This window comes from Nitrospira sp. CR1.1, from assembly GCA_014055465.1.
Taxonomy (GTDB): domain Bacteria; phylum Nitrospirota; class Nitrospiria; order Nitrospirales; family Nitrospiraceae; genus Nitrospira_A.
This window is the reverse complement of the sequence record WIAF01000010.1, coordinates 124958-141032: the sequence shown is the minus strand read 5'-3', so window position 1 is coordinate 141032 and position 16075 is coordinate 124958. Positions and strand designations below refer to the sequence as shown.

At 54.7% G+C, this 16075-nt stretch carries 10 protein-coding genes; 2 read left to right on the top strand and 8 right to left on the bottom strand.

The window, feature by feature from the left end:
- Positions 1-42 precede the first annotated feature (42 nt).
- Together GDA65_16435 and GDA65_16430 are read right to left on the bottom strand one after the other, a co-directional pair.
- On the bottom strand, positions 43-465 hold the full coding sequence (locus GDA65_16435) for a hypothetical protein (GenBank protein MBA5864277.1): 423 nt from the start codon (positions 463-465) through the stop codon (positions 43-45).
- 3 nt (positions 466-468) lie between these two features.
- On the bottom strand, positions 469-7566 hold the full coding sequence (locus GDA65_16430; GenBank protein MBA5864276.1) for a hypothetical protein: 7098 nt from the start codon (positions 7564-7566) through the stop codon (positions 469-471).
- Positions 7567-7911: 345 nt separating this feature from the next.
- Here GDA65_16430 and GDA65_16425 point away from each other — a divergent pair, with 345 nt between their 5' ends.
- Together GDA65_16425 and GDA65_16420 are read left to right on the top strand one after the other, a co-directional pair.
- Positions 7912-8583, top strand: a complete 672-nt coding sequence (locus GDA65_16425) for a winged helix-turn-helix transcriptional regulator (protein ID MBA5864275.1) — start codon at positions 7912-7914, stop codon at positions 8581-8583.
- A complete protein-coding gene (locus GDA65_16420; GenBank protein MBA5864274.1) occupies positions 8534-9310 on the top strand; it encodes a DUF4124 domain-containing protein in 777 nt (258 codons plus the stop codon). The genes GDA65_16425 and GDA65_16420 overlap by 50 nt, the downstream gene beginning before the upstream one ends.
- A 119-nt stretch (positions 9311-9429) precedes the next feature.
- Here GDA65_16420 and GDA65_16415 read toward each other — a convergent pair whose 3' ends face one another.
- From GDA65_16415 to GDA65_16390, 6 genes are all read right to left on the bottom strand, one after another.
- Positions 9430-10746 (bottom strand): type II toxin-antitoxin system HipA family toxin, encoded by a 1317-nt coding sequence (locus GDA65_16415; protein MBA5864273.1) that lies wholly within the window; start codon positions 10744-10746, stop codon positions 9430-9432.
- Positions 10746-10997: a helix-turn-helix domain-containing protein gene (locus GDA65_16410; GenBank protein ID MBA5864272.1), complete on the bottom strand. Its 252-nt coding sequence runs from the start codon at positions 10995-10997 to the stop codon at positions 10746-10748. The genes GDA65_16415 and GDA65_16410 overlap by 1 nt, the downstream gene beginning before the upstream one ends.
- A 139-nt stretch (positions 10998-11136) precedes the next feature.
- On the bottom strand, positions 11137-12540 hold the full coding sequence (locus GDA65_16405; protein ID MBA5864271.1) for a hypothetical protein: 1404 nt from the start codon (positions 12538-12540) through the stop codon (positions 11137-11139).
- Between the two features lie 425 nt (positions 12541-12965).
- Positions 12966-14096: a ParB/RepB/Spo0J family partition protein gene (locus tag GDA65_16400; protein ID MBA5864270.1), complete on the bottom strand. Its 1131-nt coding sequence runs from the start codon at positions 14094-14096 to the stop codon at positions 12966-12968.
- The gene (locus GDA65_16395) at positions 14093-14944 is read right to left on the bottom strand and encodes an AAA family ATPase (GenBank protein ID MBA5864269.1); all 852 of its coding nucleotides are present in this window, start codon (positions 14942-14944) and stop codon (positions 14093-14095) included. Before GDA65_16395 ends, GDA65_16400 begins: the two co-directional genes overlap by 4 nt.
- 477 nt (positions 14945-15421) lie before the next feature.
- Positions 15422-15988: a helix-turn-helix domain-containing protein gene (locus tag GDA65_16390; protein MBA5864268.1), complete on the bottom strand. Its 567-nt coding sequence runs from the start codon at positions 15986-15988 to the stop codon at positions 15422-15424.
- Between the last annotated feature and the right edge of the window lie 87 nt (positions 15989-16075).

Genomic DNA, 16075 nt, shown 5'->3' with positions numbered 1-16075 from the left:
CCGAATCGCACAGATCTGGTGGGGACCAACGGTAATTTTCACTTATCTCAGCATGACTATTTCCCCACTTTCATTGAATGTAAATCGGGCATAGCCGTATCCAGGAGGCTCGAACCTTGGCATATCCTTGACGTGCACACGATATTCCCCTTTCAGCGAAAGGACCCGTGGTTGGGTAATCTCGTTGAAGCCCTCATATTTCTTACCATATTGCACCTCATCAATCGATTGCTCCCCACTTAAAGCCCAAATTACATCCCACTGATTACCCTCCTTTTTCTCTTGAATGATGAGCTCGATTACGTTGTACTTCGTAATCTTACCGTCGACAGGGTCATGGAAACGGAAATAAACTGCGTCGCCATATTTACCCTCCACTGTCACAATAAAGCCCCGGGAGCAAGACAAAAAGGTACAGGAAATAACTGCTAGCAGTACAATGAAAATCAACGGATTTCTTGCCATTTTTCAATAGTCTATTGCGGTTGAAGGGTACGTACCTTTATAGATTTCTACGGCATATTCACCTTGCTGTTCAATATTATAATCACTGAATAGGCGGTCCTTATCATAACTAAATTTGTAGGGGTCATACAGCTGACCACTCAAGTATTTCGCGCCTTGTAGGAGAAACCCTTGAAATAGCACATTGATGCCGTGTTGAAATTGCATAACATGAGTCATTTCGTGAATGAACAGTTTTGGGAAACTGTTAGCCATATTGCCATTATCCTGTGGCCAATAGATATTTCCGTCTGGAGCCATGGCAAATCGTTGCCCCTGCAATAAAATGTATTTAGAGTTGTAAATCCGCACGGACGATAGATCGACCTTCTCACTAAAAACAGATCGGGCTAATTCAACTTCATCAGGGGTCAATTCTCTTGAACCTGAGGGACCGCTGGCATTTATATACGATGTTGCCACTATGATAGGCAATGCAATCGCGCCCCCTATCAAGCCTTGCTTTGCCCCTTCTCTCGGGTCTCTCTTGTTAATTGCGGCATAGGTTGCACCGGATGCCGCAAATCCACATGCACCGCCAAGCTGTGCGCAAACCGGAAGCGTATTCGCAACTCCCATCGCAACGACACCTGCAGCTCCGCCCAAAGTTCCTCTTACCAAATTGGCATTTTTTCCTTCGGATTGCGCAACCGCAGCTTGTGTAAGTCCTGATGCTGCGCCGGCGCAAATCGGTCCCGCTGGGCCACAAACCCAATAGCCTATAGCCCCCGACACTACGGGCGCTACATAGCGGCCCAGGAATTTCCCCACATCGCCCAGGAAGCGCTGACCAGTTGGATCTGTGTACCTATAGGGATTGTTTCGTACATATGTATAGCGATTTAGCGTCTGAGGATCCTTTGGGTTTTGAACGATCGTATCTGCACTCATAAAGCGCCCTATAGTCGCATCGTAGTAGCGTGCCTCGTAGTAGTAGAGGTTTGTGGTACTATCGAGCTCCTTACCCGTATACTTATACGGTACGTCGATGACCGGTGTGATCAAGCTCTGATTCATGCGTGGCGCGCCGTACGGATAATATGCGATGGACTGAACCTTCAACCCCGTGCTGTCGGTGATCACACTCGATGAGCCGAGGTGGTCCGCATGGTAATAGTAGGTCGCTCCACCGGAACCGATGGTCGCAATGCGTTGTCCGCCCGCGAAGATCATCCGTGAACAACTCGTGTTGTCACACTCGTAGAGCTTACTGATATACCGCGTGGTCGTGGACCCTGCGTTCTTTTTGACCCGCTCGCCGTCGCCGTCATAGACGAAGGTGGTAGTTTGGCCCGCCGTCGTCACCGTTACGGGCTTGTTCTCGAGATTGTAGGTCAGCGTGCGCCCCGCCCCGCTGGTCAGGTTGCCATTCGCGTCGTAACTGTAGGTATTACTGCCGGCGGTCGCAACCGCATGGGGACGGACACTGCTCGAGCCGCTAGGGGGATAGGTGTAGGTGCCTACCTGGGTATTGAAGGTCAGATTCCCCAGTTCATCGTAGGTGTACGTGAGTGACGTATTGGTCCCGCTGGTCCCATAAGGACCGTTCGCCAAGGTCAGCCGACTCAAGCTGTCATAGCTCAAGTGCTGATCCCCGCCTCCTCCCGCCACCAGGTTGTCGTAGATGTCGCTGACATTGCCGTCTGGCGTATAGACATACCGAAGATCCTGATAGGCCGTACCACTACTGCCGCCACCACCACTGCCTGTGGTCAGGACAATCGTAGGCATGAACACGGTATTGTCGCAGGCTGAGGTGGTCAGCTTATTCGTCACAAAATCAAGCTGATCTCCCGTCGCCACCGTATTGGACAGATTGAAACTGTAGCCGGTGGTATCCCCGGCGGCGATGGTCTGCTGCCAGAGGACCGCCCCGTTCTTCTTGATGGTCACCTGAACACCATCTATCCCGCAGGAGGTGTCCCCATCGAAGGTCGTACCGGTGATCTGGACACTACCCGCAGACGGCGCGACCCATCGGCGCACGGCATCGGTGCTGTTGCCCGGATGGCTCCCATCGTCCCACAAGCCGATATAGCCGTCGGTCCCACTCCAAAAATTGCCATTCCAGGTGAGTTGGGCTCCCGTTGAGCTCAGGTAGTACCAGCCCTGCTGACCCTGTACCCCAGAGAAGTCCGCCACGGCACTATAGGTCGTGCTACTGCCACCGCCGCCGCCAGAAGTCGTCAGGACAATCGTGGGCCTGAACACGGTGTTGTCGCAGGCCGAGGTGGTCAGCTTATTCGTCACAAAATCAAGCTGATCTCCCATCGCCACCGTATTGGACAGATTGAAACTGTAGCCGGTGGTATCCCCGGCCGCGATGGTCTGCTGCCACAGGACGGCCCCATTCTTCTTGATGGTCACCTGAACACCATCTATCCCGCAGGAGGTGTCCCCATCGAACGTCGTACCGGTAATCTGGATGCTGCCAGCAGAGGGCGCCACCCAGCGGCGCACGGCATCGGTGCTGTTGCCCGGATGCCCCCCATCGTTCCACAGGCCGATATAGCCGTCGGTCCCACTCCAAAAATTACCGTTCCAGGTGAGCTGAGCTCCCGTTGAGCTCAGGTAGTACCAGCCATGGAAGCCCTGCGTGCCGGAAAAATCGGCCACAGCACTATAAGTGGTATTGGATCCCCCTCCACCACCTCCGCCACCAGAACCTGGGCCATTCGTCTTTAAGGTACAGAGCCGAAAGTTCTGCTGGCTGCAGACGGTATTGCTGGCATTGGCATAGGTCATCGTGGTGGACACGCCATTGCCATAGGCCGTCGTGCCGGCCTGCCCAAACGCATTGTAGTTGATGTACTGAATATAGGTGGTGGTGCTTTCAAACACCTTGTCCAACACCGGCCCATTGTAGGCATAACTAATGGTCTTCGCAGGGGCGCTCGGATAGGTCACCGTCAGGAGCCGCCCGAGCCCGTCATAGGTGCTTTGCGTGGTGTAGGTCGTGCCATCCAACGTTTTGTCCGACTGGGTAATACGACCGAGTCCATCGTACTGGAACACGACCGTCCCTGACGCATCGACGACCTGTTGCAATCGCCCCTTTCGGTTATTTGTGGATCCGTCATAGGTGTAGCGGACATCCCCGGAGCCGACGGCCTTCTGCGTCGTGAAGTCCTTTTGCACCCGACGGTTGAGCGCATCATACTGGAACCACAGCACCTGGCCTTTGGCATCGGTCTGCTTGGTCAAATTGCCGGCCGCATCGTACAGGTAACTCCAATTCCCCATATCGGGGTCATGCATGGCGGTCTTCCGGCCTAAGGTGTCATAGGTCATAGTTGAGACGTTGCCCTTGGCATCCGTCACGGACAGAAGATTGCCCTGTACGTCATACTGATAAGTGGTCGTAGCATAGGGGGTGCCGACCGCCGTGTCACAAGTACTCGTGGTACTTTGATATTCATCGACACGAACCGTCCGGCCGTAGGCGTCTTTAGTCTCACGCTTGCGATGGTCGGCCGCATCAATCGTGACCGTGACCCAATCTGCGAAGCAAGCGAGGCCCCGGGTGCTGTCTGGACTGTCCATGCGCACGACCCGCCCGAGCGCATCATAGCTTGTCGTGGCCCACCGGCCAGTGACGGATTCGAGGGTTTTAAAATAGGCCAAGCTTTTCTTCCGGACTGCTCCGCGGCTGTCGTATTGCACCTCGGTCACAATGATCTTGGCATCCGGTCCGGTGCTTTCTTTCTTGAGCGAACGGCCTAATCCATCAAAGTAGGTAGCGCTCGTAAGTGCCGTAGCCAGGCCGGCGCCGGAGGTGCTCGTCAACACATGCTGGGTGCCGATGGTGAAACCTATGCCGTAGTTGTAGGTAGCCGTGGTGATCAGCCCATCCGGAGTCGTGGTTTTGCTCTTGCGGCCGAAGGCGTCATATTCGCTGGTCGTCGTTTGATTGTTTGGATCGGTTACGCTCTTGACCTGGCCAAAGAGCCCCTTGTCCGTGGCCACGCCGTCCACCCCGTAATATTGGGTGGTCACCACATGCCCCAGCGGATTGACCGTCGTCTTCGCGAAGGTATTCATGCTGTCGTAGGTCAAGGTCGTGGTATTTCCATTGGCGTCGCGGGTACAGAGGATATTCCCCATGGCATCGTAGGCCATGCGAGTCTCGGGATTGGTCCCACCGTTGAGCCAGCGGACCGTACGTGTGAGATGCCCCAACGTGGGAGTCTGGTTCGTCGAGGCCGTCCCGCAACTAGCCGTGCCGTCGTAATAGAGCGTAGTCTGAGCGACCTGAAGACTGAGTCCAATCCCTTCATAAACCGTCTCACTGGTCGGGAACCCCAGCAACCAATCCGCCGTGTTATTGGCGAAGGTCCGGATCAATGTCCGATCGTCAGTAGTCGTACTAATGTCTCCAACCTGGTCTTCGCGCAGGACATTGCCGTAGGTGTCATATTGGGCGTAAACGGTTCTGGTTTGCTTCGCCCCATTGTCAATGCTGGCATCCACCTGAGTTACTGGAGTAAAGAATGGCGCCACACCATCGGCATCAGCCAAATAGGCCGTCGTTGCGTCCGACCAGACATGGCCAGTCGCATCAGTCACCTTTGTCCGATAGGGCAGGCCCTTCGTGTAGCCATGCGCGACGTTCGGGTTGTTCGTCCCCACGGCCACGTCATTGCCTTGATGAAACCATGTCTCGGAAAGGAGCTGCTCGCCTGTGGGCCCCACCGGCCCAGTCACCTTGACGTAGTTGAAACCTCGGAACTCCCGCTCGCCGATATGGTGATACCCACCGCTGTAGGTGTGGGCCGTTGTGAGCGCAGTTCCAGCACAGGCCGAAGTCGTGCTGTTCCAATTGTCGCACGTCGTAATCGTCGCGGTGGTCTGGACGGGATACGGTAACTGCGCATTCGTGTACTGCGACGAAGGTACGTAAGTGATGGTTGTTGTTCCGCCAAGGCCATTGGAGAGACTCGTTAGCAAATCCGGCAGGGGATTGTTCGGATCAGACAGGAACATGTAGGAGCCACCATCCCAGGGATTCATATAGACGAGGTCATGTTTCCCTTCCCCGTTAAAATCTCCCACTATCCACCGATCTTTGAGCTCGGTCGCCCCCGCATTCCCCCATTGCGCCGAACCAAAACCGCTCCCGGTAGATGGAAAGACATAGAGTTGGCCACCCCACGGGTTGTGATACGTGAGATCACTCTTGCCATCCCCATTGAAATCCCCGACCAGCCAGCGTCCGCTTAATTCCGTCGCTCCTGCATTGCCCCATGACGCCGAGCCAAAATTACGCCCGGTAGATACGAACACATTGAGTTGGCCGCCCCACGGATCGTGGTAGGTGAGGTCACTCCTGCCATCTCCATTAAAGTCCCCTACTAGCCACCGACCATTGAGTTCTGTCGCCCCTGCATTGCCCCATTCGGCCACGCCAAAATTGTCCCCGTTAGATGGAAAGACATAGAGTTGGCCACCCCACGGGTTGTGATACGTGAGATCACTCTTGCCATCCCCATTGAAATCCCCGACCAGCCAGCGTCCGATTAATTCCGTTGCCCCCGCATTCCCCCATTGCGCCGAACCAAAACCGCTCCCGGTAGATGGAAAGACATAGAGTTGGCCACCCCACGGGTTGTGATACGTGAGATCACTCTTGCCATCCCCATTGAAATCCCCAACCAACCACCGACCTTTGAGCTCCGTCGCCCCTGCATTGCCCCATTGCGCTGAACCGAAAGTGCTTCCTGTGGATATAAAGACATTCAGTTGGCCGCCCCACGGATCATGGTAAGTGAGATCGCTCTTGCCGTCTCCGTTGAAATCCCCCACCAGCCATCGTCCCATCAAATCTGTCGTGCCAGCACCGGCCCAGGCGGACCAGCTCAAACTTGTTCCTGTCGAGATGCCGACAAGAATCTGACCCATCCACGGAGCGTGAAACGCCAAATCATTCCTGCCGTCACCGTTAAAGTCGCCGACGAGCATGCGATCCCTTAAATCTCCTCCCCCTGATCCAAACGACGACCAAGTGGCATTACTAAAATTCGATAGTGCACTGGATACGCCCATTGTGATCGCAGGGAGTACGCTTCCCCCACTCACGGCTCCGGAGGCATCAATTAAAGCATCCTTCCCAGTTTGCTGAATGGAGACCAATATGGAGTTGGACGTACTGGTACTCTGACTATAGGTGAGCGCATAGGCGCGGACGAGGGCCGAGTTCGCCCTGACCTCAATGGTCTTCAATCGCTTCGCAGTTTTGATGAGATAATTGCCGAGATACATCGCCGGTGCATCAGATCTATTTTCAAGATAGAATTTGACCGTGTTCGTTGGGGCTGTTGCGCCATTCCCGGTGTAATCGATATGGTCAAGATAGGCCTGTCCCTGGTCCCCCGCATAGGCGACGGTCATGAAATTGCCGTCACGGTCTTCTACTCGCTCTAAACACCATTTGAATATCCTTGTTGCATCGGCAGGATCACTCATCCGAGTCGATGATGTTGTACCAAAGAGATATTTCTTGCCCGTCTTATCCGTGACCTCCCACCCAGCTGATCCTCCAGAAAGCTTCTTGACCCTGAGAAATCCGCCTTCAATCTTGGCGCGATATTCGTCAGACGACGCGGGGGATGGAGCCGGCACGAGATCAGCACTCACTCCATTGACACGAATGGTATAGACTCTGCCGGCTTGTTCGTCACTCGCCGTAGGAAGATAGGGCACGCCCCAGCGAGTTTGTCGCTCAATGGCCCCGACCTCCAGCTTCCAGCCCATCCCGACCCAGCCATTTCCGCCAGCACTCGCATAGGTCAGCGCTAAATTCGGCTGCACCCCGTTTCTCCCAGGTACCACGTCAATGGGAATACTCGTCGTCGCCATACCCGTGAATGGATCGGCGTGGACAGCACCTCCAACACCACCGATTGGAGAATCCGTATCCGTCTCTTTTGCCATGCTGGGGGAGCCAAGCATGAACATCAAGGCCGTGCCGAGTACCAGTATGAATATGAAGGGCAGACGACGAATGGTACGCATTCTGGCTCCTTGTTGCGCGATGACGTCGATGGTGGGAAACCACTTGTGCATGCGCCTGAGAGTAGTAGAGCCAGAGTCATCTCCACAATCACCCCAGATGCATGTACACCCATCTGGCGGGCATCAGGTCACAGGCTGGTCGATTCACAGAAAGGAAGGAATTCGACACGGGTCAAGGGTGGTAAATGCTTCAATCTGGCGTTCGTGGAAAGAAGAGTGAACATGTCTGGACCTTGCAGCAGAAGAGAGCACGGTGGCGAGGGAGCGCCGACGCTTACTCAGAAGGAGGGCCCCCGAAGGCGGGATTGAGTGCTGCATGTACTGGCATTAGACTCGCCGGAGTGCTTCTCCTCCAGCAAGAACGACTCAGGCTTCCGTTCGGAGCAAGGACATACTATGGTGGCTGCACAGAAGTCTCATTGGCCGTTTCCCTACAGTGACCAGTCGAGTCGACCAGCTCAAACCGGCGTGCTTCTCCTTTCATCCACCTTTCAAGTGGTGCACCTCAATGCTGACGGGCGCGCATTGCTTCAGGAATTGATCATGCGGCCAGGGCCAACGGTAGACCTGCCTCCAGTCATACGATCATTCTGCCAGGAACTCATCCAAATGCTTCCTCCGTCTCCCGAATCGACCGACTGGGAGAATGTGCGCCTCTCTCAGACCGCCTTGTCTCGCTCTGGTCGAATCATGCTCCGCGCATTTGGTATCCCGTCACCGCTGCATCCTGGTGACGGGCAGCTACTCGTGCTGATTGACCGACTTGAGCTGTCAGATGAACGAGGCTATGCACACCCCGCCTCGGCCACGCCGATTCATTTGACACCACGCGAAGCAGCGGTCATGCGCTACCTCCTCGAGGGCCTCACGAACAAAGAAATTGCGAACAAGCTGAGCATCAGCGAGCACACGGTGAAGGATCATCTGAAACGCTTGATGAAAAAAACTCGGGTGACGACCCGAACCGCCGTGGTCAGCCGACTGCTGAGTGACCACCGTCTGCTCGCTCAACTCGCAAATGCGCCCGTCCCTTCCGCGGACCAGGACATCCATGACCTCGCGGTGTAATCAAGCTCCGCTCGATGTTCTGCCCATACCGCGGATGGCACCGGCAACAGTCCTCACCGTCTTAACACTAGTGCTGCTGGTCGTACCGACTACCTTCGCAAACGGCACCCTCTTTGAGTGCGTGGATGCCCATGGCAAGACAGTATTCACAGATAGTCCCCGCCAGTTTCTCTCCTGTCACGCCGTCAATCTTCTGTCGCCTAAGGCCTCGACAGGACCGATGCCTCCGACCGGCATGCCGTTTCCCCCTAACGCGCCGCAGCATGTCGGTAAAACTCCCTCCTCTCCCCTCTTGTTGGACTATTCCCATGCTACCGCCGTTCCGGTGGAACGCTCGGGAAGTGTCCTCGTTGTCATGGCCACCTTGAATGACTCCAAACAGGCACGACTCATTGTCGACACCGGTGCGTCGCAGACCATCATTTCGCGTCGACTTGCCACGGAGCTTGGATTGGCCTCGACCGCCTACGCAACACGCGTACTGTTGCACACCGCAAGCGGTTCGGTTCAGGTGGACGCGGTGATACTGGATGCGATTCGCATCGGCGGGGCAGAGCTCAGGAATAGCCAGGTCTTAATCCACGACCTTCCCGATCTCCCATTTACGGTTGACGGGCTCTTGGGATTGAGCTTTCTCGGGGCGTATCAGATTACCCTCGACAGCAGCCGAGGAGAATTGCATCTGAAGTCACTGCCAGAGAAAACACGTGAACTCGGGGATAGATAGATAAGTGGCAGTGGGAACCGGAGCAGTGACATCGCGCGGACATGTGATTTCTTGAATCTCTTCGCTGTGGCGATCTGCCCCCACTTGTGCTGGAGTCACGTCGCGCGCTTCAACACAGACTACGGTGCGGCAACAAGGACGTCGAGGCGCTGTTTGACACCTCTGCTCACGGAAACAGACACAGCGGTTGGAAAATCATTCGGCAGAGCATTCTCGACTGTTTCGAGCGCCTTGGGCGCCGTGTCCACGACCTCTTCTAGCACCATGGCAATAGCTGATCTCGAGAGACCGGCGGCTAGTGCGGTCTGCACGAAATGCCGGCGCTGAATTTCATCGATCCGGTAGTGACGGTTCGTGCCGACCGACATGGAAAGCTTCATCTGCTTGCGCTGCACCTGTCCTGCCTCAAGGCTTGGCTGGGCAGTCAGCACATCATAGAGCGGCGTCAAGCGATAGCTGCCGCCGGGGCCGAGAAAGATGCTGAAATTCTTCGCATGTCCGTCCGTGGCCCCAATGAGCCAAAAAAATATCTGCGCCTTCAATAGCGTCTCTCGGTCCACCGTCGGACTATCGCTGCCTCTCAGGACCTCAAGCATCTGTATCAGTCCCGGCCCGCCTTCACTCTGATATTTTCTCGTCGGCGGCACCGAGAGCACCTGACAGAAGTCCTCCTGGGGCATGCGCAGCAGGCGCTTGTCCGCGGTCCATCGCCGGTCGAACCGTTCGACGACCAATGCCCGCATCCCATTGAAGTCCTGCATCTCCGCCTTAGTGACCGGCAACCCAAACGCGGCGGCAAGCCTGAGGCAGTAAAATTCATTCTCGACACTATTGGACAGATCAATCCCATCTGGCAAGCGGCCAATCTGCTTTTTGAATATATGCGTGGTCGGCGTGGTACCCGACGGCTTCCACCACTGTCCCTTGTGCCGGAGCAGCGCTGTTTTCTCCTGGGCTCCGGCCACAGAAATCCGAAAGTCCACATCCCGACTCAGCCCTAGCGGAGCCTGCGACAGGCCCTGCAGTAGTCTCTCTATCGCCGACTCGTTCACCAACTCACCTGTGATCGCGCCGCTCTCACCATCGGGCGCATTCTCGTCGAGCCCCATGAACTGCAGCGCGCCCACGCAATCGCGCCCGATGGCCGCCAACAGGCTGTAAAAATCTGTTCCGGCCGCGCCGACCTTTTCGGCCACGCGCCGGCGTAACGTATCGGAATCCGGCAACAGATTGTCGAAGACCGCCGTGACCGCCGCCCCCCTGTATGCGTCCTCCCGAAGAGGAAGCGACAACGACACGGGCATTGCATACTCCCAGTCGAGCCACGCGGGCTCATACTGGAAATCAATGGCGCCCGTGGCAGCCTTGTTGAGTCGGCCGACCGGTCGGTTATTTAGCAGCACGCGCAATGGCGCATGGGCGCGGCGGCGGGACATCAGAAGATCTCCTCGATGTCCGCAGCCTGCCCCTTCGACCGTGGCACAATCCGAAGCTCGAGATCGAGCGCCGCCAGAATCCCCAGTATGGTCTGCAGCTTCGCTGCCGGATGACCCGTCTCGATCAGAGAAATCGTTTCCTGTCGCAATCCCGCCTTATCGCCAAGCTGTGACTGGCTGAGCCCCTGCTTCTTCCGGGCGCGGCGTACGAGATTTCCGACCTGTCGTGGATCGCGTGCGAGGTCTTTCATCGACATGCCTTATTTCCTAACTGATCATTATGTGCCATGTCACATAAAATGGCAATATGATACTTGGAGCATATTTAGCCTGTATGCGACATCTATCATACGAGACGTATGACGCGCGAGGGTGTGCGGTGAAGGGATGCTACTTTTCTGAAGAACTAGAATCTCGAGTGGTCCAGGGGAGATTCAATCGCGTCGCATCAATCGAGACTAGTTTGGCCAAATAACTGCCCATATTGAGACGCTCGCCGCGCGCACTGCGCTCACGCACTTCGCCGATCCGTCTCCAGATCATCGGATGTGGCACGCTGGCAATCGCGCGCTTCCACCATTTCTCCCACACCTTTGGGTCCTTCCGTCGGCCGGACAGCTCTAGCACGATGCTCAATAGCCTCGCGTTCGAAGCTTCTCGTTCCTCATCCTTCTCGGGACTGCTCTCATCCGATTGCTCAATGAGGAGGAACGGGTCGAGCTCTCGTCCGAGCTGCGGCAATTCACGCTGACTGGCTCCGACCATCTCTTCACGGAATTCTCGCGTCTTTTTATCCGTCGCCCACCAGGCTGGCCCCGCCTCCCAAATAATCTCAAACTCCTTCCCCTCAGGCGTTCGAATCGGCACATATTCCCAGCGCGAAATAAATTCCTTTTCGAGCAACTCACGATGAGCCTCATCTAATTGCTGCTTTACCAGCGACAGGGCACTGTGTCGCTTGATCTGCCAATTCCGGACCAGTTCGGAATACTTTTGTGAAGCCGTTCCACGCCCAAGGTAAAACAGATTGTGCAACAGTTGATGCAGCAGTTTTGTGATTGATCCATGAAGATCTCGAAAGAGTTCATGATCGATGACGATACAATTGCCCGACCGCAGGCTCATCCAATACCACGTGGCAAGCTCAACCTCGTACTTATCTGCCACAAAGCCATCCGCATTGACTTGCCCTGGCAACACTACCGTTTGAAAGATATGAAAAACGATTCCCTTGTTCGAGCGAGGACGCTTCTCCGTTCCTCCTGATTCGCCTTCCTGTCGCCAATCCCGCCCGGCGCCAATCATCGTCCCAGCCATGCGTAGGAAGAATCGATCCATTTCCTGATACGAAGCCCCGCCAAGACCTTTCCCGCTCGCCTCCAACAATTCGCGCCCTGAGATCTTGACTAACTGATTAAACGGCTCGCCGCTGCTCATCGCGGCTTTCGTCCACCGTTCAAACCCCCGAAAGAACTCGAGATCGATTGAATTTGGAAGCCCCAAATCGCCGCTACCGTAGACCACCAACGAGACTTTGCACAGACGGCCGTTGCGCCACACATCTCTATAGATCTGTTTCTGGTAAGAGGCTCGTTTCGCTCCCGTCGGCCGACCTTTGGCTTCCCACAGTGGAATCGATCCCAAGATATGCTCGCTGAGGAGATGATCGGGAGTGGTAACGGACAAGGAGCCTGGATCGGTAAGAGTGCCGGGAAAGACTAACTCAGCGGAGATCCCGACAGGGGAAAGAGTCTCTTCATCCGGTTCCGAAAGCGGTGTTAAATCAACGTCCATCAGCGTAACGTTATGTATTAATTCTTTCGTAAGATTCTAACGTAGGGACACGACTTGTCAGGCGCTTAATTCTTGCTTTGTATTGCACAATCAATGTCTTACAAAAACTGTGTTGTTCATCGAAGTAGCGTGACTTCATTCAAGTTACGTCGTTCTTCACTCAACTAGCGAAGGAATTGAGCCGTTTTCTTCACTCAACTAGCGTGAGCTTCACCGAACTAACGCGAAATCTTCATTCAAGTAGCGATGGGACTGTGGATAACTCACTTCTCGCACCCTCTCATCGCTCGTGCTCGATCCGGTAATACTATAAATATTCAAAAATGCTGAAATATTTCGGACTGAGAAAAACCATTGCCAACGTTGTTCAGCATGCCGCCCGTCTGTTCGTAAGTTGAATGAAACTTTTCACCGAAGATCCCAGACTAGGTCAACTTGTCACGAAACTCCTGGATGCGCTCCGACGCCTGTTTTAAGGCTTCTTCAATCATTGGGATTTCATGCGGCTTGTTGGAATGAAAGAGAATGGTCAGCATGAACCCACGGTCTCCACCCCTCCCACGCTCCACGAACCGCACGGCTTGGGCGCCTTCATTAATTCTTGGTTTGCGATCGATTTCCTGTCGGATGCGGTCTCGAGTCCACGATTCTTTTGAGGCACGGCGAGCGATCGCGTGGAGGCGTGGCTCGTCATGAGCCAGGGGGAGTAATGCCTCTGCGTGGGCCGCCGTCATGTGACTTTCAGGTCCAAAGAATACGTTCAAGATAGTCTCTGGCAATTTCAGAATGCTGAGCGCCTTTGAAATGCGTGATTTATGACAGCCCAGACGTTCGGCTAACTCGGACTGCTGAAAACCATACCGTTCGATCAGGGCTTGATAGGCCTTGGCTTCCTCTAAGGCCGACAAGTCCTTCCGGACGACGTTGTCGATCAACGCCTCGGCGGCAGCTCGGTCTCGGTCCTTCCGACGTACCAGAGCCGGAATCGAAGGCTTGCCGAGTAACGCACAAGCCCGCCATCGCCGCTCGCCGGCAACCACTTCATACTTGCCCTCCTCCACAGGTCGGATCTGAATAGGAGTGAGGACTCCGTAAGCGCGAATTGATTCCAATAGCTCCTGGTCAGCCGAAGCATCAACCTCGGATCGTGGTTGGTCAGGACTCGGCACCAGCCGATCGAGCGGGACTTCGACGACCTCTTCTAGCCGACGTAGTCGATCCCCCTCTTCCGCAACCACGGGAGCCACTTTGACAGCCACAGACGAAGCCGTGACTTCTGGGCTTACCGGGACGGATGCAGATGCGCTACCTCCAACAGCTGCGGTGGGGGGTGTTGATGGTATTGGGCTATTGGGCGTTGTGGGCTCTGGTCCGGGCTGCTCACCTTGTGTATCCAAGCCGAGAAGGGCAAACGGGCGAATACGACGAGCATCACGATCAAAAGAGGCTTCGAGATCAGCCAGGTGTGATGACTTTGGGCGTTCCGATTTAATCTCTTTGCCTTTCGAGAGAGGGGGTTTCTCCTCTTTGCCTTTGGAGACTTGTTTGGTCGTCATGATTCACCTGCCCCAACCTCGACCGGTTCGTCCATGTCTTCCGGCTCCGCCAATGCACCTAACCCCATACGCGCCAAGACCTCGCGGCCTAAATCCATAAACTCGCGTGCGGCATTGCTCTGCCGATCTAGTTGAAAGATCGTCTTCTTTAGCGATTCCGATTCTTGGATCTTGGCAGCCAATGGAATCGCGGTCTTAAATACAAGGTCTCCGAAACGACGTTCGATCACGCCCCGCATGGATTTACAGACGTTCTTCCGCCCATCATGCTGCGTGACAAGGATCCCCAAACACTTCAGGGCAGGATTGGCGCTATCAACTACATCGCGCACCAGCTCCATGAGGTCCTCGTATCCCGTGATGCTGTATTTTGATCCGGACATCATGGGGGTCAGGTAGTAGTCTGAAGCGACTAGAGCGTTGATCGTGAGGATTGAAAGGGTTGGCGGACAGTCAATCAGGACAATATCATCATCCCCAAATGCCATCTGCTCCAGGCGGCGCTTCAACACGATAGAGGGCATCGTAGGATACACCCTGGGAAGTTCGCGATCTGCTTTGGTCAAGGACACATGGCCGTAGATGAGGCGAACCTCTTTCTCGATGGTGTCATACCACGGTGCGGTCATGTCCTCATCGCGTTTGTTATCCATCAGTAGTGTGGCGGCAGTCACTCTGGCTTCGTATGGACTTACCTTCCCAAGTGTCGAAGATGCATTCGCTTGCGGGTCAATATCGACCACGCAAACGGGATGACCAAGTCTAGAAAGTGCTGCCGCGAGGTTCACCACCGTCGTGGTTTTGCCAACTCCACCTTTCTGGTTAATAACGGCCACTACATTCGGCATTAGTACCTCCTTGACCTACTATGTATAGGCCAGACTCCGGACGATTAGAATAACCAACCAGGTCCGGACATCTAACTTGCCATGGCGTTTTGTCTAACATGCACAGGATTAGCTTGTGGACATGGGGCAGCAATTAGATGTTTCCTTACGCCTGACGGTGCAGTCTGTCAACTACTTTATATAATAACTATATTCAATCAGCTCAAAGCACAAATATTTTGCAGTTGCGCCCGCGCAACTCAAGGAGATGCGATGCGAGCTGGATATGGCAGCAGCGTTCGATTCAATACTTTTAATTGTGCGTGAAATATAACTATAAACATTATCTTGCCGTTATATTGATATCGATATGGTTTAAGTATGTTTCTATGAGCCAGCGTGGAATGTGAAAATGTTCATATTCCACGTAATGCTCTAAATGACGCGAATAGAATATTTGAGAGTTGCGCCCGCGCAACTTCGAGTTGGATAGGGATCTTATTGGGATGGCGAAGATAGGGTGGGGTACTTTGATCTGAGCCGTCCGTACATTCGCTGCTTCAGCAAATAAAAAAGCAGGCCTTGCTGAAACGTCGTTTTATCAGGATTCTGGCCGATGTCATGAAACCGAGCGCGGACTTCCTCCTCAAGAGATTTCCGCTCAGAGGCCTGCAGCGACTCGTAGACGATCTGCAAATCAGCCCGATCTTCCTCGCTCAAATGTGCGAGCAAGTTCTCAATCGACCGCACATCTGATGCATCTACCAGCTTTGGCCGGCGACGCGTCCGCAATGGCTTCGCCTGCTGGTGTACGAGTTTTTGATAGGAACATGGTCTGAGCTCGTACAGACCGGCGCGTTTTCCCCCTCCTGGATGAACGACATTCACGATATCCACATCCGGATGTGCCAGCCGTTGGAGCGCCTGGTGAATGGTGGAGCGACTCAATCCCGTGCGAGCTTGCATACGATCCAGTGTCATCGCCACGGGATTGCGGCGGCGACCGAATGCTTCTCGGACAAGTTGTAAGTAGACGAGTTGGGTAGGCGCTGACAGGGCCGTCATCCCACCATCCAAGAGAAAGTGGAGTAGGCCGGTGTAGGCGAGGGGTGACCAGACGGACTCGCTAAGAAGGGCAGCTGGAAGAGGGGC